This is a genomic window from Mesorhizobium sp. RSR380A, from assembly GCF_054719385.1.
Map to the genome: position 1 here is coordinate 3,656,509 of NZ_JBTTIB010000001.1, position 20,357 is coordinate 3,676,865.

At 62.9% G+C, this 20,357-nt stretch carries 19 protein-coding genes and 1 tRNA gene; 8 read left to right on the plus strand and 12 right to left on the minus strand.

Features of this window, described 5'->3' with window-relative positions; genetic code table 11:
- Nucleotide 1: 1 nt before the first annotated feature.
- The 4 genes from ACYG9Z_RS17655 to ACYG9Z_RS17670 are packed head-to-tail and all read left to right on the plus strand — an operon-like array spanning nt 2 to nt 3,595.
- Nucleotides 2-1,009, plus strand: coding sequence for an ABC transporter permease subunit (locus ACYG9Z_RS17655; protein ID WP_023692619.1), 1,008 nt, complete (start codon nt 2-4; stop codon nt 1,007-1,009).
- Nucleotides 1,010-1,035: 26 nt separating this feature from the next.
- On the plus strand, nt 1,036-1,920 hold the full coding sequence (locus ACYG9Z_RS17660) for an ABC transporter permease subunit (protein WP_050485757.1): 885 nt from the start codon (nt 1,036-1,038) through the stop codon (nt 1,918-1,920).
- Nucleotides 1,920-2,765, plus strand: a complete 846-nt coding sequence (locus ACYG9Z_RS17665; protein WP_023696764.1) for an ABC transporter ATP-binding protein — start codon at nt 1,920-1,922, stop codon at nt 2,763-2,765. Before ACYG9Z_RS17660 ends, ACYG9Z_RS17665 begins: the two co-directional genes overlap by 1 nt.
- Entirely contained in the window at nt 2,765-3,595 is an 831-nt protein-coding gene (locus ACYG9Z_RS17670) for a dipeptide ABC transporter ATP-binding protein (protein WP_023669495.1), read from the plus strand. The genes ACYG9Z_RS17665 and ACYG9Z_RS17670 overlap by 1 nt, the downstream gene beginning before the upstream one ends.
- A gap of 123 nt (nt 3,596-3,718) precedes the next feature.
- Here the strand turns inward: ACYG9Z_RS17670 and ACYG9Z_RS17675 are convergent, their stop codons facing one another.
- The 6 genes from ACYG9Z_RS17675 to ACYG9Z_RS17700 all read right to left on the minus strand — a co-directional run bounded on the left by ACYG9Z_RS17675 (nt 3,719) and on the right by ACYG9Z_RS17700 (nt 9,604).
- Nucleotides 3,719-5,515: an ABC transporter ATP-binding protein gene (locus ACYG9Z_RS17675; RefSeq protein WP_027049321.1), complete on the minus strand. Its 1,797-nt coding sequence runs from the start codon at nt 5,513-5,515 to the stop codon at nt 3,719-3,721.
- Nucleotides 5,515-6,561 (minus strand): glycosyltransferase family 2 protein, encoded by a 1,047-nt coding sequence (locus tag ACYG9Z_RS17680; RefSeq protein ID WP_023682048.1) that lies wholly within the window; start codon nt 6,559-6,561, stop codon nt 5,515-5,517. The genes ACYG9Z_RS17675 and ACYG9Z_RS17680 overlap by 1 nt, the downstream gene beginning before the upstream one ends.
- A complete protein-coding gene (locus ACYG9Z_RS17685) occupies nt 6,558-7,670 on the minus strand; it encodes a glycosyltransferase family 2 protein (RefSeq protein WP_023669498.1) in 1,113 nt (370 codons plus the stop codon). The genes ACYG9Z_RS17680 and ACYG9Z_RS17685 overlap by 4 nt, the downstream gene beginning before the upstream one ends.
- Nucleotides 7,667-8,848: an acyltransferase family protein gene (locus ACYG9Z_RS17690; protein WP_023669499.1), complete on the minus strand. Its 1,182-nt coding sequence runs from the start codon at nt 8,846-8,848 to the stop codon at nt 7,667-7,669. The genes ACYG9Z_RS17685 and ACYG9Z_RS17690 overlap by 4 nt, the downstream gene beginning before the upstream one ends.
- Entirely contained in the window at nt 8,848-9,036 is a 189-nt protein-coding gene (locus ACYG9Z_RS17695) for a hypothetical protein (protein ID WP_023682045.1), read from the minus strand. Before ACYG9Z_RS17695 ends, ACYG9Z_RS17690 begins: the two co-directional genes overlap by 1 nt.
- A gap of 492 nt (nt 9,037-9,528) precedes the next feature.
- A tRNA-Thr gene (locus tag ACYG9Z_RS17700) sits at nt 9,529-9,604 on the minus strand.
- Nucleotides 9,605-9,676: 72 nt separating this feature from the next.
- On the opposite strand from ACYG9Z_RS17700, the gene ACYG9Z_RS17705 reads away from it, so the two are divergent.
- Both ACYG9Z_RS17705 and ACYG9Z_RS17710 read left to right on the plus strand, forming a co-directional pair.
- Nucleotides 9,677-9,898, plus strand: coding sequence for a hypothetical protein (locus tag ACYG9Z_RS17705; RefSeq protein WP_155921595.1), 222 nt, complete (start codon nt 9,677-9,679; stop codon nt 9,896-9,898).
- A 57-nt stretch (nt 9,899-9,955) separates the two neighbouring features.
- Entirely contained in the window at nt 9,956-11,179 is a 1,224-nt protein-coding gene (locus ACYG9Z_RS17710; RefSeq protein WP_023751911.1) for a hypothetical protein, read from the plus strand.
- 7 nt (nt 11,180-11,186) lie between these two features.
- On the opposite strand, the gene ACYG9Z_RS17715 is transcribed toward ACYG9Z_RS17710, so the two are convergent.
- Together ACYG9Z_RS17715 and ACYG9Z_RS17720 are read right to left on the minus strand one after the other, a co-directional pair.
- Nucleotides 11,187-12,785: a cisplatin damage response ATP-dependent DNA ligase gene (locus ACYG9Z_RS17715; protein ID WP_023751912.1), complete on the minus strand. Its 1,599-nt coding sequence runs from the start codon at nt 12,783-12,785 to the stop codon at nt 11,187-11,189.
- Nucleotides 12,786-13,008: 223 nt separating this feature from the next.
- On the minus strand, nt 13,009-14,019 hold the full coding sequence (locus tag ACYG9Z_RS17720; RefSeq protein ID WP_023751913.1) for a ligase-associated DNA damage response exonuclease: 1,011 nt from the start codon (nt 14,017-14,019) through the stop codon (nt 13,009-13,011).
- A gap of 105 nt (nt 14,020-14,124) precedes the next feature.
- On the opposite strand from ACYG9Z_RS17720, the gene ACYG9Z_RS17725 reads away from it, so the two are divergent.
- The gene (locus ACYG9Z_RS17725; protein WP_023751914.1) at nt 14,125-15,057 is read left to right on the plus strand and encodes a class I SAM-dependent DNA methyltransferase; all 933 of its coding nucleotides are present in this window, start codon (nt 14,125-14,127) and stop codon (nt 15,055-15,057) included.
- Nucleotides 15,058-15,161: 104 nt separating this feature from the next.
- On the plus strand, nt 15,162-15,521 hold the full coding sequence (locus ACYG9Z_RS17730) for a hypothetical protein (RefSeq protein WP_023751915.1): 360 nt from the start codon (nt 15,162-15,164) through the stop codon (nt 15,519-15,521).
- Nucleotides 15,522-15,533: 12 nt separating this feature from the next.
- Here ACYG9Z_RS17730 and ACYG9Z_RS17735 read toward each other — a convergent pair whose 3' ends face one another.
- From ACYG9Z_RS17735 to ACYG9Z_RS17750, 4 genes are read right to left on the minus strand one after another with little or no spacing between them, the layout of a single operon-like run.
- Nucleotides 15,534-16,475, minus strand: coding sequence for a 2-hydroxyacid dehydrogenase (locus ACYG9Z_RS17735; protein WP_023669506.1), 942 nt, complete (start codon nt 16,473-16,475; stop codon nt 15,534-15,536).
- 19 nt (nt 16,476-16,494) lie between these two features.
- Nucleotides 16,495-18,123, minus strand: coding sequence for an ABC transporter ATP-binding protein (locus ACYG9Z_RS17740; protein WP_023751916.1), 1,629 nt, complete (start codon nt 18,121-18,123; stop codon nt 16,495-16,497).
- Nucleotides 18,120-19,256, minus strand: a complete 1,137-nt coding sequence (locus tag ACYG9Z_RS17745; protein WP_023751917.1) for an ABC transporter permease — start codon at nt 19,254-19,256, stop codon at nt 18,120-18,122. The genes ACYG9Z_RS17740 and ACYG9Z_RS17745 overlap by 4 nt, the downstream gene beginning before the upstream one ends.
- A complete protein-coding gene (locus tag ACYG9Z_RS17750; RefSeq protein ID WP_023751918.1) occupies nt 19,256-20,353 on the minus strand; it encodes a microcin C ABC transporter permease YejB in 1,098 nt (365 codons plus the stop codon). Before ACYG9Z_RS17750 ends, ACYG9Z_RS17745 begins: the two co-directional genes overlap by 1 nt.
- Between the last annotated feature and the right edge of the window lie 4 nt (nt 20,354-20,357).

Sequence of the window (20,357 nt, forward strand, 5' to 3'; positions counted from 1 at the left end):
GATGCTCCGATATCTCCTAAACAAAATCGTCTTGGTGCTGCCGACGCTGATCGGCATCACCATCTGCGCCTTCGCTTTCGTCAGGCTGCTGCCCGGCGATCCCATTCTTGCCATGGCCGGCGAGCATGGCGTGTCGCCCGAGCGTTACGCGGAACTGAAGGAACAGTTCGGCTACAATTTGCCGATCTGGCAGCAATACGCGCATTATGTCCGCGATGCCGCGACCGGCAATTTCGGCGTGTCGATTTCGTCCAAGCGGCCGGTCATCGAAGATTTCATGACGCTCTTCCCGGCAACCGTCGAGCTCTCAGTCTTCGCCATGATCTTCGCCATGGTGCTGGCCATCCCGGCCGGCATCATTGCTGCGGTCAAACGCGGCTCCTGGTTCGACCAGGGGCTGATGGGCACCGCCCTTGTCGGCTATTCCATGCCGATTTTCTGGTGGGGTCTGCTGCTGATCATCTTTTTCTCCGGCTATCTCGGCTGGACCCCGGTTTCAGGACGCATCGGCCTTCAGTTCTTTATCAAGCCGATCACCGGCTTCCTGACCCTCGACAGCCTGCTCTACGGCAAATGGGATGCTTTCCGCTCGGCATTGAGCCACCTGGTGCTGCCGACAATTGTGCTCGGCACCATCCCGCTGGCGGTGATCGCGCGCCAGACGCGCTCGGCCATGCTCGAAGTGCTGGGCGAAGACTATGTGCGGACCGCCCGCGCCAAGGGCCTGTCGTCGTCCCGCGTCATCGGCGTGCATGCGCTGCGCAATGCGCTGATCCCGGTGGTCACCACCATCGGCCTGCAGGTCAGTACCCTGCTCGCCGGCGCCATTCTCACAGAAACCATCTTCGCCTGGCCGGGCATCGGCAAGTGGATGGTCGAATCCATATCCAAGCGCGACTATGTCGTCGTGCAGTCAGGCTTGCTGTTGATCGCCCTTATCGTCATGGCGGTGAACCTGATTGTCGACGTGCTTTATGCCGTCATCAACCCGCGCATCAGGGCGGCGTGATGAGCCAGTCGACCGAAATCGCCCCGATGGCCGCCGGCAACCCTGACCGTCTGACCGGCTTCAGGACCTTCTGGCACTATTTCTCGGTAAACCGCGGCGCCGTCATCGGCCTGTTCGTCTTCATCCTTTTGGTGCTGGCCGCGCTCTTTGCACCGCTGCTGGCACCCTATGCGCCCGACATCCAGGACAAGACAGCTTTCCTGCGTCCGCCGGCCTGGCAGGCAGGCGGCAGCATGGAATATCTGCTTGGCACCGACGCCGTCGGCCGCGACATGCTCTCGCGCCTGCTCTATGGCGCGCGTTTCTCGCTGCTCATCGGCGCCGTCGTGGTCACGCTGGCGCTTGTCGGCGGCATCACGCTGGGCCTTTTGGCCGGCTATTTCCGGGGCTGGGTCGACGTGGCGATCATGCGGGTCATGGATCTGATCCTGTCCTTCCCGTCGCTGCTCTTGGCGCTGGTTCTGGTCACCATCCTCGGCCCCGGCCTGTTCAACGCCATGCTGGCCATCGCGCTTGTCCTGCAACCCCACTTTGCCCGTCTGGTGCGCGCTGCCGTCATGGCCGAAAAGAGCCGCGAATATGTGGTCGCCGCCAAGGTCGCCGGCGCCGGCCATATAAGGCTTATGCTGCGCACCATCCTGCCCAACTGCCTGGCGCCGCTGATCGTCCAGGGCACGCTGTCCTTCTCCAACGCCATCCTGGAGGCGGCCGCTCTCGGCTTTCTCGGCCTTGGCGCCCAGCCGCCGACACCGGAATGGGGAACCATGCTCGCCTCGGCGCGTGAATTCATCCTGCGCGCCTGGTGGGTGGTGACCTTCCCCGGTCTGGCCATCCTCATCACCGTGCTTGCCATCAACCTGATCGGCGACGGTCTGCGCGATGCGCTCGATCCGAAGCTGAGGAGGTCGTAATGGCGCTGCTCGACATCCGCAATCTCGTCGTCGAGTTCCAGACCGCATCCGGCCCGTTCCGCGCGGTCGATGGCGTCTCGCTCCATGTGAACGAACGTGAAGTGCTGGCCATCGTCGGCGAATCCGGCTCCGGCAAGTCGGTGTCGATGCTGGCTGTGATGGGGCTGTTGCCGTGGACGGCGACGGTCACTGCCGACGAGATGAGCTTCAACGGCCGCGATCTCCTGAAGATGAGCCCGGCCGACCGGCGCAAGATCGTCGGCAAGGACATGTCGATGATCTTCCAGGAGCCGATGGCCAGTCTCAATCCGTGCTTCACCGTCGGCTTTCAGATCGAGGAGGTGCTGCGCTTCCATATGGGCATGGACAAGGCCCAGCGTCGCGAGCGCGCCATCGAATTGCTGACGCAGGTCGGCATTGCCGAGCCGGCCGAACGGCTGAACTCGTTTCCGCACCAGATGTCGGGCGGCCAGTGCCAGCGCGTGATGATCGCCATCGCCATCGCCTGCAATCCGAAGCTTCTGATCGCCGACGAGCCGACCACCGCGCTCGACGTCACCATCCAGAAGCAGATCCTCGACCTGCTCGTGTCGCTGCAGGTTAAATACGGCATGGGCCTGATCATGATCACCCACAATATGGGCGTGGTCGCCGAGACGGCCGACCGCGTCATCGTCCAGTACAAGGGCCGCAAGATGGAAGAGGCCGACGTGCTGTCGCTGTTTGAATCGCCGAAGAGCAATTACACCCGCGCGCTGTTGTCGGCGCTGCCGGATAATGCCGTCGGCGACCGGCTGCCGACCGTCTCGGACATGCTGTTCGAACCAGCTGCCGGGGGCGTCTGATGAGCATCAAGGTCGTCGAAGGCAAGGACATCGTGCGCGACTATCACGTCGGCGGCGGCCTGTTTCGCGGCGCGCGCACCTTGCATGCGGTCAAGGGCGTCTCGTTCAGCGTCGACAAGGGCAAGACGCTGGCCATCGTCGGTGAATCGGGCTGCGGCAAGTCAACGCTGGCGCGCATCATCACGCTGATCGATCCGGCAACGTCGGGCGAACTGTTCATCGACGGCAACAAGGTCGACATCGCAAGGAACGGCCTGACCAGGGAGATGCGCCGCAAGGTGCAGATCGTCTTCCAGAACCCTTACGGATCGCTCAATCCGCGCCAAAAGATCGGCGATGTGCTGGGCGAGCCGCTGCTCATCAACACCGACAAGCCGGCCGAAGAGCGGCGCGACCTCGCCATGAGGATGCTGAAGAAAGTCGGCCTCGGAACCGAGCACTACAATCGCTATCCTCACATGTTCTCGGGCGGCCAGCGCCAGCGCATCGCCATTGCCCGCGCGCTGATGCTGAACCCGAGCCTGCTGGTGCTTGACGAACCGGTCTCCGCGCTCGATCTTTCGGTGCAGGCGCAGGTGCTCAACCTGCTCGCCGACCTGCAGGACGAATTCCAGCTGACCTATGTCTTCATCAGCCACGATCTGTCGGTCGTGCGCTACATCGCCGACGATGTGATGGTGATGTATTTCGGCGAAGCCGTCGAATACGGCTCGCGCGAGGAGGTCTTCGCCGACCCCAAGCACAACTACACCAGGACGCTGTTCGCCGCGACGCCGCGCGCCGACGTCGCCTCGATCAAGGCGCGGCTGGCGAAGAAGAAGGCCGCCTGACCTCTCACCGAGAATTGTTTTTGAACAATCGGAAATGCGTCGCGGCGGTGGTTTGCCGGCAGGATTGATCGCGATCTGCGAGCTGCCGGGCGCAAGCCGCGTCGCAGGTTGGGGTGCGCCCCATCACTCACCCGCTCCGTGCTGGTAAAGCTCGTCCATGCTGAGCATTGCCAGGGTTGCGAAGGGGGCCTGTTTTTTCACCCGACCGCGGCTCAAGATCACCACGTCGTCGCAGAACGATATGGTGCTGTAATGATGACTGATGACAATGGTGGTGCGGCGGCCGGCCCGCGATTTCAGCGTCTCGACAATAGCGGCTTCTGACAACCCATCCACCGCACTGGTGGCTTCGTCGAGGATGAGAATATCGGGATCGCGCACCAGCGCCCGCGCCAGGGCGATCCTTTGCCTTTGTCCGGCTGACAGGTTGATGCCCCGGTATCCGACCAGTGTCGCGTAGCCCTGCGGCAGGTGCTCGATGAATTGATGTGCCTCGGCCAGCCTTGCGGCGCGCATGGCGTCGCTGGCCGACGCCGTGTCGTAGCCGTAGATAATGTTTTCAAAAATGGTGCCATCGACCAGTTCCAGCTCCTGACTGGCCAGGGCAATGTTCCGCCGCCACTGGCTTGGGTCCACTTCATCGAGCGGTGCCCCATCGACGAGGATCCTGCCGCTGTCGGGTTTGACGAAGCGGCACAGGAGATTGACGATCGTCGTCTTGCCGGCGCCCGAGCGGCCGATCAGCGCCGTCGAGCGGCCGCTGCGGATGTCGAACACCGCCTTATGCAGCACCGCCTCGCGCGCGTCGGGGCCTGACAGGGGACCGGAATAGGCGAAGCTCACATCATCGAAGCTGATCCCTTGGCGCAAGCCGTCGAACGGCAGGCTGCCCTGCGGCGCCTCGGGCTTGTCGGAAGGATCGAGCAGCCATTGTACCTCCTCCAGCGAGCCGCTCATGCCTTGCAACTGACTCCAGGACATCTGCAAGGCCCGCATATGCGGCTGCAGTCGGTAGAGCAGGATGAGGAAGGCGACGGTCAGCGGGAAGCTTACATTCGCCAGCCAGGCTCCGATCACCACCGCCAGGAACAGCATCGCGTGCAATACCTCGGTCAGTGGCGGCAAGACGCCCTGGCGGATTGAAAGCACGAAAGCCGCCCGCCGCACCCCGTCGGACGCTTTGGCGAAGACCGCCTTTTCACGGTTCTCCTGCCCGAAGATGCGAATCAGGCGCCCGGCATGCACCAGATGCAGCATCTGCGACGCCAGTGCGCTGTTGCGCGAGACGACGCTGCGGCTCGGCGCCTTCAGATTGGACGACAAAACCCCGTGCGCCAGCTGGACAAGCGCCAGCCCTAGAGTCACCAGCAGCGTCATCTGCCAAGAGAGGAGCAGGAGGAAGGCGAGCAGGATGACGGCGGCCGAGGCACTGACGATCGCGCCGAGCAGGGCCTGGATAGCGTCGGATGCTCGCCAGGATTCGTTGGAGATGATGTTGAGCAGCCGCCCGGGGCTTTGCTGCAGGAAAAAGGGGTAGCCGACCCTGAGCAACTGCTCCGACAGTGCGCTACGGATCGAATAACCTGCCTTGCCGTAGATGTAGCTGGTCAGCAGAGTGTTGGCGAAGGCAAAGACATTTTTCAGTACGATCGAACCGAGGATCGCGGCCGAAATGGCGATCAGCCGCTGGCGCTCGCCGAGGTCCGCTCCAACCTGCTGGAGGAGGGCGGAGAAACCGGCCATGCCTGATGTTTCGCCACGTCCCATAATGATGCCGAGCAGCGGAATGATGAGACCGATGCCGAGGCCTTCCAGCGCGGCGCCCGCAAGCCCGAGCCCCACCACGACGGGAACGAGCCGCAACAGCCTGCCACCAAGCGCGCGGCGCAGCATTGGCAGGGCTGACGGAATCAGTGACATTATCGCGCTCTGGCCTCCGCATTGGCTTCGCTGGCTTCTCGGTCGTGGCGCAGCGGCAGCCGTTTTGGCCATCCCATCATGACGAGCAGCGCAAATCTGGCGGCACCTGCCAGATTCATTACGACAATAGGCCAGTGCGACAGATCGAGGTCGCGGTCAAAGCGAGGACGGCCCGCCAGTTCCCTGAACGCGGCCCGCGCGGACCAATAGACATGGCGAAGCAGCCAAGGGGCGTGGCGGACATGTTTCAGGCACAGCGCACCATTACCGAGGCTATAGTCGCGGTGCAGCCTGTCGATCGATTTGCGGTCTCGCCGGCCGTGATGATGCAAGACCGTCATGTCGGGCACATACTCGACCGGCATGCCGAGCAGCATCGCCCGCACGAGATAATCAGTATCTTCAGCCGAGCGTAGCGGGCCGCCAGCGCCGAAGCGTTCGTCGAACGACCCGATGCGGGCCGCGACGTCGCGGTGCATGGTCATGTTGCAGCCGAGCACGAAGCCGCCGGGGTGGACCGCCGGGGTCAGCCGCTCGCTTGCCTCGCAGAGCTTTATGGTGAAGGGCAGGTCCCGGGCATCACCGAGTTCGACCCGGCCGCCGCGGATCAGCCACTTCTCGCCACTCCGGTAGTGCCGCTCCAGGTCGCGGAGATAGTCGCGGTCGAGCTTGCAGTCGTCGTCGACGAAGACCAGCACGCGGCCTCGCGCTCGCGCCAATCCGGCATTGCGGGCAGCGGCTAGTCCGGGGCGAGTCTCCGAGACGGCTGTGACTGGGATGTCGGAAGTTTCGGCGATAGCGGCCAGCCGCTTTGACGTGCCGTCCCGTGAACCATTATCGACCACCACCAACTCTGCCGCGAAGGTGGCGTGCACCCGGCATGCGGCCTGGATCGAGGCTATGCAAGCCTCCAGCACAGCGGCGCGGTCGCGCGTGCAGACGATGAAACTGACCTCGAGCGACGGCCGCTCCGATCGGGGAGATGTCGGGACCGGCGCACTCGCAAACTGGTGATCGCGCAGGAGCGGGTGGGGCCTGTCGGTCATACCAGTCCCCGCTGATAACGCGCAAGCACCGCTTCGGCCGGCGTGGTTTTGAAGAAGTAGGCCACCGCGTCCGCCCGCTTTCCGGCCCTTATCGAGAGCAGGCTGAGCCAAGGCGCCCAGACGCCGGGACGCAGCGCATATTGTTCGCGGCGCCGGATGAAATTCCATCTCGCCGTCCGCGTGAGCAATTCGTGGGTCAGCGGCGGTTCTCCTTCGTCGCCGACGAGTTGGTAGAGGAAATAGAACAGGTTCAGCGCGCCTGCCTCGAAGCTTGGCCGTGTGTCGGTCGGCAGCTCGGAAATCCGCTCTTCGAGCGCACGGATGAAATCGGCTGCGCGCGAAACCGTGTCGAAAGAGACGGCCTCGCCGATGTCGCGCAGATCCGCTGTGGTTTCCGCAAGCCCCTCACGCTCGAGATTTTCGGCCACGATCCGCAAATGCGTCCTGCGCATTTCCTTGGCATGCCGCATGGTTACGCTTCCCGCATGGATGCGATAGACGAGCAGGCTATCGGGCAATATGGTCGCCGGGAAACGGCCGGCAAGCCGTCTGAAGAGATCAAAATCCTCGGCATGTCTATACTTGGGATCGTAATAGAGATCGTTGTTCCCAATGACATTCCTGTTGTAGATCACCGTCGGATGTAAGAATATCGTAAAGAACATCGACAATATGTCGAGCCGGCCGAGCCGGAACACCGGGTCTAGCCTGCCTTTGGCGATGCGGCCGTGAAGCAAGGTATCGACGCAGGCGCCGCAGAAGCCGAGATCGGGCCGCCGCTCGAACAGTGCGACCTGGCGCGAGAGGCGCCGGGGATAGGCGACATCGTCCGCATCCATTCGCGCAACAAGCTCGCCCTGGGCCAGTCGTAGCCCTTCATTGAGGGTGGCGACGAGGCCGCGGTTCTCACGCGAGATGACAGAAACGCGATTGTCTGCCCGGCGGTATCGTTCGAGAATCTCGAGCGAGTTGTCAGTCGATCCGTCATCGATAGCGATGACCTCCAGGCGATCGTAGTCTTGCCGCAGAATGCTCTCCAGCGCAGCGGTGAGATAAGGCCCGGCATTGTAGACCGGCAGCAGGACGGAGACGAGCGGCGCGGTGGTCATCTCTGCGCATCCGTTCGCCGGAGTTCGAGTGCGGCGCGGCCATCGGGGGATCCGCCGGGATAGGCGTCCGCCGCCCTGCCGAGCCAGCCGGCATCGCCAGAGCGTGCCTGGGAGCGGCGGCGCGCTACATAGGGGAAGCGGCGCTTGAGGCCGTTGAGCGGCTTTTCGAAAGCCGTCCACGAGATCGAAGCGACGGCGATCGTGGCGGCGCTCGCGACCAGGAAACGCCCTGGCCCCTGCTCCGAGACATTGAGCGGGATCCAGGGCTGTGACTTGACTGCGAGCGACAGAAGGATCGGATGGTAAAGATAGACGCCGTAGCTGATGCGGCCCAGTGACAGCAGCGGTGGCAGTTCGAAAACCCTGCCGAGGACGCCGCCAAGGCCGGCTGAACAGGCGGCGACAACGGCCACCAGCGGCACCAGGGGCAGGATCTGCAGCAACGCCCAGCGGGCCCATTCCAGCATAGGATCGGCCGGCGCAGGGATAAGCCACTCAATCGCCAGGAAGACAGCCGCAAGGGCTGGCCAGCCTAGCCGCATCCATTGCGGCAGGCCGGCGCCTCTGGTCCGCCGGCAGGCAAGCAAAGCACCAAACGCCAGCGCGTCCATCGATGCTGGCGGCAGCAGGTCGCGCGCTAGCGCCGGGGTGGCGGTGATCGGCCAGTAGAAGCGATAGGCCAGCGACAACAGGATGACGCCGATAGTGATCGCTTCCACCCGCCGGCGGGGTGCGAGAAGCACGACCAGCGGCCAGGCGATATAGAACTGCTCCTCGATGCTCAGGCTCCAGAAATGGCAGAGTAGCCAGGGCGTCCATTCGTTGCGCAGCGCGTACCAAAAATTCGACAGGTAAAGCGCATGCCAGACGAGCGATCCACTGGACTGCTCCAGATCGGTCAGCCAGACGAACCCAAGCACGGCGAAATAGGGCGGGAATATGCGCAGCGCGCGCCTGATGTAGAAGGAACTCAATGCAGGGCCGGCTTTGAATTCGGCCGCGGCGCGCGCTTCGAGCAGCAGTCGTGTGATCAGGAAGCCGCTCAGCACAAAAAAAAGCCGCACCCCGATGTGGCCCCAAAAGGAGGACCCGTTGGGTGCAAGGAAATGGGAATAGAGAACCATCGTGACAGCGATGGCGCGCAGAGCGTCCAACTGATTGTCACGCGCGACCGCCATCAGCCATTTCCGCCGGTCTGAAATCTCCGATGAAGCCAGCGGCCCTGCATTCCGGGCCTCAGGTCGAGGCCTGCCAGCGTCGAGAGTGCGCCGACAACATCAAACCCGCGCCTTGTGCGCGGGGCAGCCTCGAAATCGGTGCTGGCCAGCGAAAAATTCAAGCTGATCAACTTGGCGGAATCCTCCACGGCGCACTTCCCAGTACCAAATCCCCCAAGAAATGGTGCAACCGGGCAATGGTGCAGTGCAACACAAAATATCTATCGAGCTGTAATATTTGTGTGAGTTAGTGCTAAAAATGGGTATGATTTGCGAGTGCGTTGCGTCGCTGAGGGTTTTTCACGTCCGCAATGCTGTATGAACAGTAGTACCATGTCAGAAAAGACACGGTTTAATTACACAACTATAATCCGGAGTGTCTGATATAGGTCAAAATTGACGAAGATTATTCTAAGGTAGTGGTTTTGTATCTTATAAATTATGCTTGTATTGTCGGGTTCTCTAGGCTGTCGATCTTGCGCGATGCAGCATAGTCGATGGTCAAGCGTCTGACGACGCAATCCTGTGGCGGCGGCCATATGGCGCATGTCGACGAGGCAGACAGGAAGTGCCGGTGTTGGCGTAGGGAGTGACGTGCATTAGCCTTGCACCTGCCGTCACGCTTGCGTCGGATGGAGAACTGGTGCCGCTTAGGTGACTCGAACACCTGACCCCATCATTACGAATGATGTGCTCTACCAACTGAGCTAAAGCGGCCCAGGAAGCGCGAAGCCTCCAGGATCGGCTGGGTGATAGACTCAACCGGCCGCTAATTCAAGATGGGCAACCGTGATTTCAAGGCTGGATCCGGCAATTCGTCCCGTCATTTTCCATTGGCGCGGAATAAGCCATCGCCTCGTTTGCTTTTTCGATTACGCGGAGACGTCGCGCCGGACTGCGCGCAAATCGCCCGGCAAGGCGGCAAACGGACTGATTTTATTGCTAAAAGGCATCGAAATGGGCGTTGAACAGGCCTGTAAGGCAGAATGCGGGCGCTCGCCCGTTGATTGATTGGTCGCCTGCGGCTAACGATCATGGCAATGTAAGCGAACGGACAGGGGAATTCGCTTGGACGCGATCGAAAAAGCGATCCGCAACGCCTTCGAGAAAGGCAACGCCGAGGACCGGGCATTTCGCGAGCGGGTCTATCGGTCGGCTTTCGCGGCGCTCGACCGCGTGCTCCAGGCCAATCCCGGCGTGACGGTGGAAGCCGCCATCAAGCGCCGTAAGGCGGTGCAGGAAAAGATCGCCGAGATCGAATCCGAATTCCTGCCCGCGGTCCCCGATGTCGCCGCGCAGACGCAGAGCGCTGCGCAGACACAAGATACCGCGCTGACGCAACGCGTTGCGCAGCCGCAAGACGCCGTACAGGGCGCCGCCGAAGCGCCCGCGGTCGATGCCCCGACAGGTGTCGCGGCCGGACCGTCGCCGGCGATCGTCGTTGATGAACCGGTTCAGCCCGAGGCATCCGACGCGCCGCGTTCGCGCGTGCTGCCGGTCGTCCCCGACATCATGCCTGACGCCACGCTGCCCGGCGCCCCGGCGATCGATATGGCCGATTCCGCGCCGGCCGAGGCCGCGGCGGAAGTGGCGCCTGACCGTGATGAAAGGCGGATAAGGGGCCGCCGCCTGCCGCTGACGGCGATCTTCTTTGGCGTGACGTTGCTCGCCGCCGCCGGCATCGGCCTCTATTTCGCCGTGCAGACCGGGGTCTTCAAGACGCCGGCGCAGCTCGACACGGCGCCGCCCGAAGCGCCGCCGACCGTCGACGATGACGACTTCACGCCGCCTGCCGATACAACTGAGCCGCAGCAGCCTGGCGCGCCGCAGCAGCCTGGTGTCGCCGAACAGACGCGCGACTGGATCAACGTGTTTATACCCACCGATCCAACGCATGTGGCGACCCCGTCCGACGCCAAGGCCGATGTCGTGCAGGACGACACCGGCTCCTTCCTGCGCATCCGCTCCGGTGCTTCCGGCTCGGCCATCAGCTTCGATGTCGGGCAGGGCGTGCTGGAGAAGCTTGCCGGCAAACATGCCGTGTTCGACATCGTCGCCCGCGCCGAGGACGGCAAGGACACGCAGATCTCCGTCGACTGCAATTTCGGCGATCTCGGCGACTGCGGCCGCAAGCGCTATGCGGTCGGCCAGCAGCGTAACGAATATCTGTTCGACGTGAAATTCCCCGACAAGCCCCCGGGCGCGGCCGGCAGCATCGCCATCAACTCCGACTTCGACAAGCAGGGCAAGGCGGTCGACATCTACGAGATCCGCGTTTCGATCGAACCGTAAGCGCCGCCTAGCGATCAAGCAGCGCCTGCAGCGTCTCGATGCGGTCGGCTTCGGCGGTCGGCTTGTCCCAGCGCAGCCGTGAGATGCGGGGAAATCGCATCGCAACGCCGGATTTGTGGCGGGTCGAACGGTTGAGACCTTCGAACGCCACCTCCAGCACCAGGCCTTGGCTGCGGTCGGCGCGCACCGAGCGCACCGGGCCGAAACGCTCGACCGTATTGTCGCGGACAAATTTGTCGATCTGCTTCAACTCCTCGTCGGTGAAGCCGAAATAGGCCTTGCCGACCGGCACCAATTCCTCCGCGCCTTCCGGCCCCGACCAGACGCCGAACGTATAGTCGGAATAAAAGCTCGACCGCTTGCCATGGCCGCGCTGCGCATACATCAGCACAGCATCGACCGTGTGCGGATCGCGCTTCCACTTGAACCACGGCCCTTTCGGCCGTCCCGCGAGATAGGGCGAATCCCAGCGCTTCAGCATCACGCCTTCGATAATCGGGTGCGGCGGCGCGCGGCGCAGTTCCTCCAGCGTTTGCCAATCCCGGAATTCGACGAATGGCGACAGATCGAAACGGTGCGGGTCCAGCGTTGTGATGAAGGCCTCAAGACGGGCCCGCCGCTCGCGGAAAGGTAGCGCGCGCAAATCTTCGCCGTTGATCTGCAGCGCATCGTAGCAGCGCATGAAGGCCGGGTATTGCTGCTGTATCTTCGGGGCCACGCTCTTGCGATTGAGCCGCTGTTGCAGGTCCGAAAACGTGCCGGTCGCCGCGGGCTCGCCGACCAGCAATTCGCCGTCGAGCGCGGCGGAAAAATTCATCGCCTGGGCGAGATCGGGGAATGCGCCGGACACATCGTCGCCGGTGCGCGAATAGAGCCGGCGCACGCCGCCCTCGCACACCGCCTGAACGCGGATGCCGTCCCATTTCCATTCCGCGGCATAGGCGGCCGGATCGAGCTTTTCGAGGTCGCCGTCGCCGACCGGGTTCGACAGCATCACCGGACTGAACAGGGCAAGTGCGGTCCGCTTCGGCTTCTCGGCCTTGCCTTCCAGCCACGCGAACAGCGAGATATAGGGCGGCGTCAGCCCGTGCCACAGCTCCTCGATCTCGGCGACATCGACCTTGCCGAAATCGGCCAGCGCCTGTTTGGCCAGCCGCGCCGAAACGCCGATACGCAAGCCGCCGGTGACGAGCTTGATGATGGCAAAGCGCGCCGAAATGCCGGCGCTGTCGAGCAGCCCGGCCAGCACCTTGGGTCCGTCCGAGCGGCTCGCCGCCTGCAGCTTCGCCACGACATCGCCAAGCGTCGGCTCCCGGTTGGGGATATGTCCCGGCGTCTGCGGCCAAACCAGCGAGACGGTTTCGGCAAGGTCGCCGACATAGTCGTAGGAATAGCCGAACAGCACCGGATCCATGCGCTCGGTGACCAGCGTGCGCAGCATCGCCGGCTTCACCGCCGCAATGTTGAGGTCGCCGGTGATCGCCGCCAGTGCCAGCCCGCGGTCGGGGTCCTCGACGCTGCGGAAATAATCGACGAGCAGTGTCAGCTTGCCATTGCGCGACGGCGTCAGCACCAGGCGGTCGAGGAGTTCGGCGAAACGGTTCATGCGTCGCCCCACGCCAATGGTGAAAACCGGCGCGAGGCACCCCCCTCTGGCCTGCCGGCCATCTCCCCCTCAAGGAGGGAGATCGGATGTCGCGCCGGCCTTGGCCAATCTCCGATATTGGCGGAGATGAGCCGGCATTGGAGCTGCCAATATGCCCCCTTGACGGGGAGATGTCCGGCAGGACAGAGGGGGGCGCAACGGGTCGCGGCGCTGGTGATCACCATCAATCGCCCTCGTCCTCATAGCCCACAAGGTGCAGTGGCCTGGCGGCGATGCCTTCCAGCTCGCACCAGCGCACCAGCGCTTCCTCGCGGCCGTGCGTCACCCAGATTTCGCCGGCGCCCGTCTCCTTGACGGTAGCGGTCAGTTCATCCCAGTCGGCATGGTCGGAAATGATCAGCGGCAGTTCGACGCCGCCTTGCTTGGCGCGCTGGCGGATGCGCATCCAGCCCGAGGCGAAGCATGAGATCGGGTCGGGAAAGCGCCGCGCCCAGCGGTCGGCGAAGGCCGATGGAGGGCCGACAACGATGGCCCCGGTGAAATCCTGCTTGCCGCCGCTGTCGACGGTTGCCGGCTCCAGCGTGCCGAGGTCGATGCCCTGGCTCTGGTAATATTCGCTGAGCTTGGCCAGCGCGCCGTGGATATAGATCGGCCTGTCATAACCGGCATCGCGCAGCAGCCGCATCACCCGCTGTGCCTTGCCCAGCGCATAGGCGCCGACCAGATGCGATCGCTCGGGAAACTGCGCCGCCGATTTGAGCAGCCGGGCGATCTCCTCCGTGTCGGGCGGATGGTGAAACACCGGCAGGCCGAAGGTCGCCTCGGTGATGAAGACGTCGCATTGGACCGGTTCGAACGGTGCGCAGGTCGCGTCCTTCTGGCGCTTGTAGTCGCCGGAGGCGACGATGCGCCTGCCCTTGTGCTCGACCGCGATCTGCGCCGAGCCCAGCACATGGCCGGCCGGATGGAAGGTGACGCTGACATTGTTCAGCGCCATCGCTTCGCCAAGCACGGCCGCTTGCGTTGTCCCGGCAAAATCCTCGCCATAACGCAACCCCATAATGTCGAGCGTCTGCTGCGTCGCCAGCACCGAACGATGGCCGGATCGGGCATGGTCGGAATGGCCATGCGTGATCAACGCCCGGTTGACTGGCCGCACCGGGTCGATGAAGAAATCGCCGCATGGGCAATAAAGGCCTTCAGGCCGGGGATGAAGCAGGTCGCTGGCGCGCATCCAGTCAAGATAGTGGCTAATTCCAGCGCGGGAAGCCTGTTGCAAGAGACTGCTGACTCGGCCTACAGCCAGCCACCGGCCGCATCAGCCGGCGGGGCCATCGCCATGCAACCGCTGAAAATCTCGTCCGGCGACCTGACCGCCGACCGTCGCGCCGACTATGCCGAGATGCTTTTCGGCTCGGGCGAGCACGCGGCAGCGGCGGAGCTGCTGCTCGGCGCGCTGGAACTGGCGCCGCAATGGGCGGCGGGCTGGTTCCGTCTTGGCGAGATGCAGGAGACGGCCGAGCGGCTCGACGTGGCGGCTCAAGCCTGGGCGACGGCGCTGAAACTCGACCCGGCGGATCGCCTTGGCGCTGCGCTGAAGCTGCAACTCATCGGCAAGGCGCCGGCTGCCGCGGCGCCACCCAGCGCCTTCGTCGAAACGCTGTTCGACCACTATGCCGAAACTTTCGAGGATTCGCTGGTCGGCAAGCTCGGCTACCGGCTGCCGGAGTTTCTCGATCGCGCCATTCGAGCGGCAAGGGCGGGCCGCTTTTCGCTGGCGCTCGACCTTGGTTGCGGCACCGGTCTGATGGGCGAGAAACTGCGGCCGGTCGCCGAACGGCTGGAGGGCTACGACATCTCCGCCGCCATGCTGAAAAAGGCCCGCGCCAAAGGCGTCTACGATCTGCTCGCCAAGGCCGATCTGCAGGATTTCGCCTATGCCGGACCGAAAGCCGATCTGGTGGTGGCGGCCGACGTGTTCATCTACGTCGGCGCGCTCGATCGCGTGATGAAGACGGTCGCGGGCATTCTGGCCACCAATGGCCTGTTTGCCTTTTCCGTCGAAAAGCCAGCCAAGGGCGGGGCGGGCGGCGACGCCGGTTTCGCGCTGCAGGCGTCTCGTCGCTACGCCCATTCTCAAGCCTATGTCGAGCGGGTGCTTGCCGCAAACGGCCTGTCGGTGCTGTCGATGCAGCCGACCGTGATCCGCTGGGATCGCCGCCAGCCGGTCGACGGGCTTGCCGCGCTGGCGGTGCCCTCGTCCAAGGGTTGATGTCTCGTCTTGTTCGAAAACGTGAATAGGATTTTTGCGGCTGGCGCGGCATCAGGTAGGATACAAGCCGGGAAAAGCCCGCGGCAGGCATTGAGGAGGAACACATGCGCTGGAACATGATGGTCTTGGTGTCTTGCCTGGCAATGACCGGCTGCATGGGCAGTTCGATGTCGGAGCGGCAGGACCAGGACGTGCAATCGTCGCTGCAATATGACAACGTGCCTTGCGACCAGTTGCTGGCGCAACGCAACGAACTGGCGCAGCAATACCATCTGTCGATGGACGCCAAGCCGAGCTTCTCCAATCCGGCGATGGGCTTCGGCCCGTTCACGCCGGATATGCGCTCCAAAAGCAAGCGCGATACTGATCTGGCAAGTGGCAAGATCGACGCCATGAACCGCTCGATCGTCCGCCGCGACTGCGGCAAGCCCAACAAACAGAAGAAGTTCACCCTGCCGAGCTGAACCTGAACTTCCTCAGTACCCCGCCTTGCGGTCGACCACGTTATCAAGCTTTTCGCCGCGCTCGAAGGCATCCATCTGCCGCAACATGCTCGGCGCCAGGTGGACAGGGTCGGAGGTCGCCGCCGCGTGCGGCGTCACGAACACTTTCGGGTGACTCCAAAGCGGACTGGTCTTCGGCAGCGGCTCGACCTCGAACACGTCGAGGCTCGCCTCCTTCAGCGTGCCGTCGTCCAGCGCTCGCAAGATGTCGGCGTCCTTCTGCAGCCGGCCGCGCCCGGCATTGATCAGCACCGAGCCGCCGAGGCCGTTTCGCTTGCGCAATTCCTTCAGCACGCCGTAATTGATGATGCCGTGCGTGTCCGGCGTCAGCGGCAACAACACCACCAGTATGTCGGTGGCGTTGAGGAAGGGGATCAGCCCGGCCTCTCCGGCATAGGTTGCAACGCCTTTCATGGCCTTGTCGCTCCGCGACCAGCCATTGACGGCAAAGCCGAGCGACAACAGCACCGATGCCGCCGCGCGGCCGAGATTGCCGAGCCCCATAATGCCGACCGAGATGTCACCGGCCGGCCGCTGCGGCGGTTCGTGCCAGGTCTTCTTCGGCTGCTGCGCACGATAGAGCATGCCCTGGCGGTGATGGTCGAGCACGCGCCAGACGACATATTCGGTCATGTACTGGGTGAGGTTGTCGGCGACCACTTTGACGATCGGCACATCGGGCAGGCCGGGATCGGCGAAGATATGGTCGACGCCGGCGCCGATCGAGAAGATTGCGCGTAGATTGGGCAGCGATTTCAAGAGGTTCGGCTTCTGCTTCCACACCACCGCATAGGTGATCGACGGATCCGAAGCGCCGTCCGGCTCCAGCACCACTTCGCGCTCGGCCGACAGCAGCTCGCGCCAGCGCTGCGGATGAAAGCCGGTGACGGCAAGCAGGATTTTGCCTTTTTCCATTTGCGGATTGTATTCCCTGTTATTCGCTGACGATACCGACCGGCGCCGTCTCGATCTTGAACGCGGCCGAGATCAGCGCCTTCGTATAGTCGGTCTGCGGCCGCTCGAAAATCTGTTCGGAAGGGCCGGCTTCGACGATCTTGCCATTGCGCATGACGATGACGTCATTGGCAAGGGCGCGAATGACTTTCAGATCGTGGCTGATGAACAGATAGGCAAGGTCGTGCCTGGCCTGCAGATTGCGTAAGAGGTCGACCACTTGCGCCTGCACGCTCATGTCGAGCGCCGAGGTCGGTTCGTCCAGCATGACGAAGCGTGGATTGAGCACCATGGCGCGCGCAATGGCGACGCGCTGGCGCTGGCCGCCGGAGAATTCATGCGGATAGCGGTTCCTGGTCGCCGGATCGAGCCCGACCTCCTTCAGCACGGCGACGACCTTGTCGTCGCGTTGATCGGGCGACAGCTTCGGCTCGTGGATCTTCAAGCCTTCCTCGATGATCTCCGAGACCGACATGCGCGGGCTGAGCGAGCCGAACGGGTCCTGGAAAACGATCTGCAACTCGCGGCGCAGCGGCCGCATGGCGTTGAAGGAAAGCTGGTTGATGTCGCTGCCATTGAACTGGATGGTGCCGGTCGATGAGATCATCCGCGCCAGCGCCAGCCCGAGCGTCGTCTTGCCGGAGCCGGATTCGCCGACGACGCCGAGGGTCTGGCCGGCGCGCACGGTGACGTCGATGCCGTCAACTGCCTTCACATTGTCGACGGTGGTGCGAAAGAAACCCTTCTTGATCGGGAACCAAACCTTGATGTTCTTGCCTGTCATCACCGGCTTGGCGGCATCGTTGGCGGCCGGCGGCTTGCCCTTCGGCTCGGCGGCCAGGAGGTGCTTGGTATAAGCGTGCTGCGGGTTGGCGAAGATGTCCCTGGTCGGCCCGGTCTCGACGATCTTGCCTTTGGTCATCACGCAGACGCGGTCGGCGATCTTTTTGACAATGCCGAGATCATGGGTGATGAACAGCATCGACATGCCCTTACGGCTCTTCAACTCCGCCAGCAATTCGAGGATCTGCGCCTGCACGGTGACGTCGAGCGCCGTCGTCGGTTCGTCGGCGATCAGCAGTTCCGGTTCGTTGGCCAGCGCCATGGCGATCATGACGCGCTGCCGCTGGCCGCCGGACAATTGGTGCGGATAGGCGTCGAGCCGCTTTTCCGGTTCGCGAATGCCGACCTCGTTGAGCAGCGCCAGCGTGCGCGCCTTGGCCTGGCGGTCGCCCATGCCCTGATGCAGCGCCAGGATCTCGACGATCTGCTGCTCGATCGTGTGCAGCGGATTGAGCGAGGTCATCGGCTCCTGGAAGATCATGGTGATCTTGTTGCCGCGCACGCTGCGCAACTGCTTTTCGTTCATCGCCAAAAGGTCGGCGCCCTGGAACAGGATCTTGCCCGAGGGATGGCTGGCCGTCGGGTAGGGCAGAAGCTTCAGCACCGACAGCGCCGAGACCGATTTGCCGGAACCGGATTCGCCCACAAGCGCCACCGTCTCGCCCTTGGCGAGATCGAAGGAGATGTGGTCGACGGCGGTCGACTCGTTGCCGCCTTGGGTGAAGGCAACGCTGAGATCGCGGACGGAGAGCAGGAGTTCGCTCATCGGAACGCCTTGCGCGGGTCGAAGGCATCGCGCGTTGCTTCACCGATGAACACCAACAGCGACAGCATCAGCGAGATGACGATGAAAGCTGAAAAACCGAGCCACGGCGCATTGAGATTGCGTTGCGCTTGCTTCAGCAATTCGCCGAGCGAGGCGGAACCGGGCGGGAGGCCGAAGCCGAGATAGTCCAGCGAGGTCAGCGTCGAGATCGAGCCCGAGAGCAGGAAAGGCAGGAAGGTCAATGTCGCTACCATGGCGTTTGGCAGCAGGTGACGAAACATGATGGTGAGATTAGGCACACCGAGCGCTCGTGCAGCATTCACATACTCGAAGTTGCGGGCACGCAGGAATTCGGCCCGAACCACGCCGACTAGCGCCACCCAGGAAAACAACAGCATCAGTCCAAGCAGGATGAAGAAACCGGGCGGCAGGATCGCGGCGACAATCAGCAACAGGTAGAGCACCGGGATCGCCGACCAGATTTCGATGAAGCGCTGGAACAGAAGGTCGGTCCAGCCGCCGAAATAGCCCTGCATGGCACCGGCCGCGACGCCGATCAGCGACGAGCCAGCCGTCAGGATCAAACCGAACAGCACCGAGATCCTGAAGCCGTAGATCAGCCGCGCCGCCACATCGCGCGCTTGGTCGTCCGTGCCCAGCCAGTTCCAGTTGCCGATCGAGCAGTTGGGGTCATCAGCACCTTTCGGGTATTGGTTGCACAGCGTCTTCTTGTCATAGAGCCAGGACGGCTTGGTTGGCGCCGCCTCCGGAATGGCGTTGTTGACGGTCAAATAGGAGTAGCGGATTGGCGGCCAGATCATCCAGCCATTGGCGTTGATCTCGTCCTGGATGACCGGGTCGCGATAATCGGTCACGGCATAGAAGCCGCCGAACTTTTCCTCGGGGTAGGCGACCGCCACAGGAAATAGGATCTCGCCTTTGTAGGAAGCAATGATCGGCTTGTCGTTGGCGATCAGTTCGGAAAACAGCGACAGCACGAACAGAACGAGGAAAATCCATAGCGACCAGTAGCCGCGCCGGTTGGCCTTGAAGTTCTGCAGGCGCCGCTGGTTGAGCGGCGATAGCCATGGGCGGGCGATGCGGACCGGAGTCTCGGCAGCGGCTTCTGCCATCAGACGTCCCTTCGCTCGAAATCGATGCGCGGGTCGACCCAGGTGTAGATGAGGTCGGAGAGCAGGTTAACGAACAGGCCGAGCAGCGAGAAAATGTAGAGCGTCGCGAACACCACAGGATAATCGCGGTCGAGCACGGATTTGAAACCCAGCAGGCCGAGACCGTCGAGCGAGAAGATGTTCTCGATCAAAAGCGAACCGGTAAAGAAGGCCGAGATGAAGGCAGCGGGAAAGCCGGCAATAACGATCAGCATGGCGTTGCGGAACACATGGCCGTAGAGCACCCGCCGCTCCGACAGGCCCTTGGCGCGGGCGGTCACCACATATTGTTTGCGGATCTCTTCGAGGAAGGAGTTCTTGGTTAAAAGCGTCGTCGTCGCAAATGCCGACAGCACCAGCGCCGTCAACGGCAAGGTCATATGCCAGAAATAGTCGGCAATCCTGTCCGGCCAAGACAATTGACCCCAATTCTCCGAGACGATGCCGCGCAGCGGAAACCAATCCCAGAACGAGCCGCCGGCAAACAGCACCATCAGCAATATGCCGAACAGGAAGCCGGGGATGGCATAGCCGACAATGACGATGCCGCTGGTCCAGACGTCGAAGGTGGAACCGTCCTTGATCGCCTTGCGAATACCGAGCGGGATCGAGATCAGATAGGAAAGCAGCGTGATCCACAGCCCGATCGAGATCGACACGGGCATCTTTTCCAGGATCAGGTCGAGCACCGAAATATCGCGGAAATAGCTGTCGCCGAAGTCGAAGCGGGCATAGTTCCACAGCATCATGCCGAAGCGTTCGAGCGGCGGCTTGTCGAAGCCGAACTGCTTTTCCAGCTTCTTGATGAATTCGGGATCGAGCCCTTGCGCGCCGCGATATTTCGAGCCGACGTCGCCGGCAGCATCGAAATTGGCGCCGCCGGCATCACCACCACCGCCGCCATTGAGGCGATCGCTGCCGCCCTGATTGGTGAGCCTGGCGATGATTTGCTCCACCGGCCCGCCAGGTGCGAACTGGATGACGGCAAAAGAGATCGCCATGATGCCGAACAGGGTCGGTATCATCAATAAGATGCGCCGCAGTATGTAGGCGCCCATCAGG

Excerpts from the sequence above, each read along its gene's own strand:
- ACYG9Z_RS17690 (WP_023669499.1), bottom strand. The coding sequence starts at position 8,848 with ATGGCGGTCGCGCGTGACAATCAGTTGGACGCTCTGCGCGCCATCGCT.
- ACYG9Z_RS17685 (WP_023669498.1), bottom strand. The coding sequence starts at position 7,670 with ATGACCACCGCGCCGCTCGTCTCCGTCCTGCTGCCGGTCTACAATGCC.
- ACYG9Z_RS17720 (WP_023751913.1), bottom strand. The coding sequence starts at position 14,019 with ATGCGCGCCAGCGACCTGCTTCATCCCCGGCCTGAAGGCCTTTATTGC.
- ACYG9Z_RS17675 (WP_027049321.1), bottom strand. The coding sequence starts at position 5,515 with ATGTCACTGATTCCGTCAGCCCTGCCAATGCTGCGCCGCGCGCTTGGT.
- ACYG9Z_RS17670 (WP_023669495.1), top strand. The coding sequence starts at position 2,765 with ATGAGCATCAAGGTCGTCGAAGGCAAGGACATCGTGCGCGACTATCAC.
- ACYG9Z_RS17660 (WP_050485757.1), top strand. The coding sequence starts at position 1,036 with ATGGCCGCCGGCAACCCTGACCGTCTGACCGGCTTCAGGACCTTCTGG.
- ACYG9Z_RS17665 (WP_023696764.1), top strand. The coding sequence starts at position 1,920 with ATGGCGCTGCTCGACATCCGCAATCTCGTCGTCGAGTTCCAGACCGCA.
- ACYG9Z_RS17725 (WP_023751914.1), top strand. The coding sequence starts at position 14,125 with ATGCAACCGCTGAAAATCTCGTCCGGCGACCTGACCGCCGACCGTCGC.
- ACYG9Z_RS17655 (WP_023692619.1), top strand. The coding sequence starts at position 2 with ATGCTCCGATATCTCCTAAACAAAATCGTCTTGGTGCTGCCGACGCTG.
- ACYG9Z_RS17735 (WP_023669506.1), bottom strand. The coding sequence starts at position 16,475 with ATGGAAAAAGGCAAAATCCTGCTTGCCGTCACCGGCTTTCATCCGCAG.
- ACYG9Z_RS17740 (WP_023751916.1), bottom strand. The coding sequence starts at position 18,123 with ATGAGCGAACTCCTGCTCTCCGTCCGCGATCTCAGCGTTGCCTTCACC.
- ACYG9Z_RS17730 (WP_023751915.1), top strand. The coding sequence starts at position 15,162 with ATGCGCTGGAACATGATGGTCTTGGTGTCTTGCCTGGCAATGACCGGC.
- ACYG9Z_RS17750 (WP_023751918.1), bottom strand. The coding sequence starts at position 20,353 with ATGGGCGCCTACATACTGCGGCGCATCTTATTGATGATACCGACCCTG.
- ACYG9Z_RS17745 (WP_023751917.1), bottom strand. The coding sequence starts at position 19,256 with ATGGCAGAAGCCGCTGCCGAGACTCCGGTCCGCATCGCCCGCCCATGG.
- ACYG9Z_RS17680 (WP_023682048.1), bottom strand. The coding sequence starts at position 6,561 with ATGACCGACAGGCCCCACCCGCTCCTGCGCGATCACCAGTTTGCGAGT.
- ACYG9Z_RS17715 (WP_023751912.1), bottom strand. The coding sequence starts at position 12,785 with ATGAACCGTTTCGCCGAACTCCTCGACCGCCTGGTGCTGACGCCGTCG.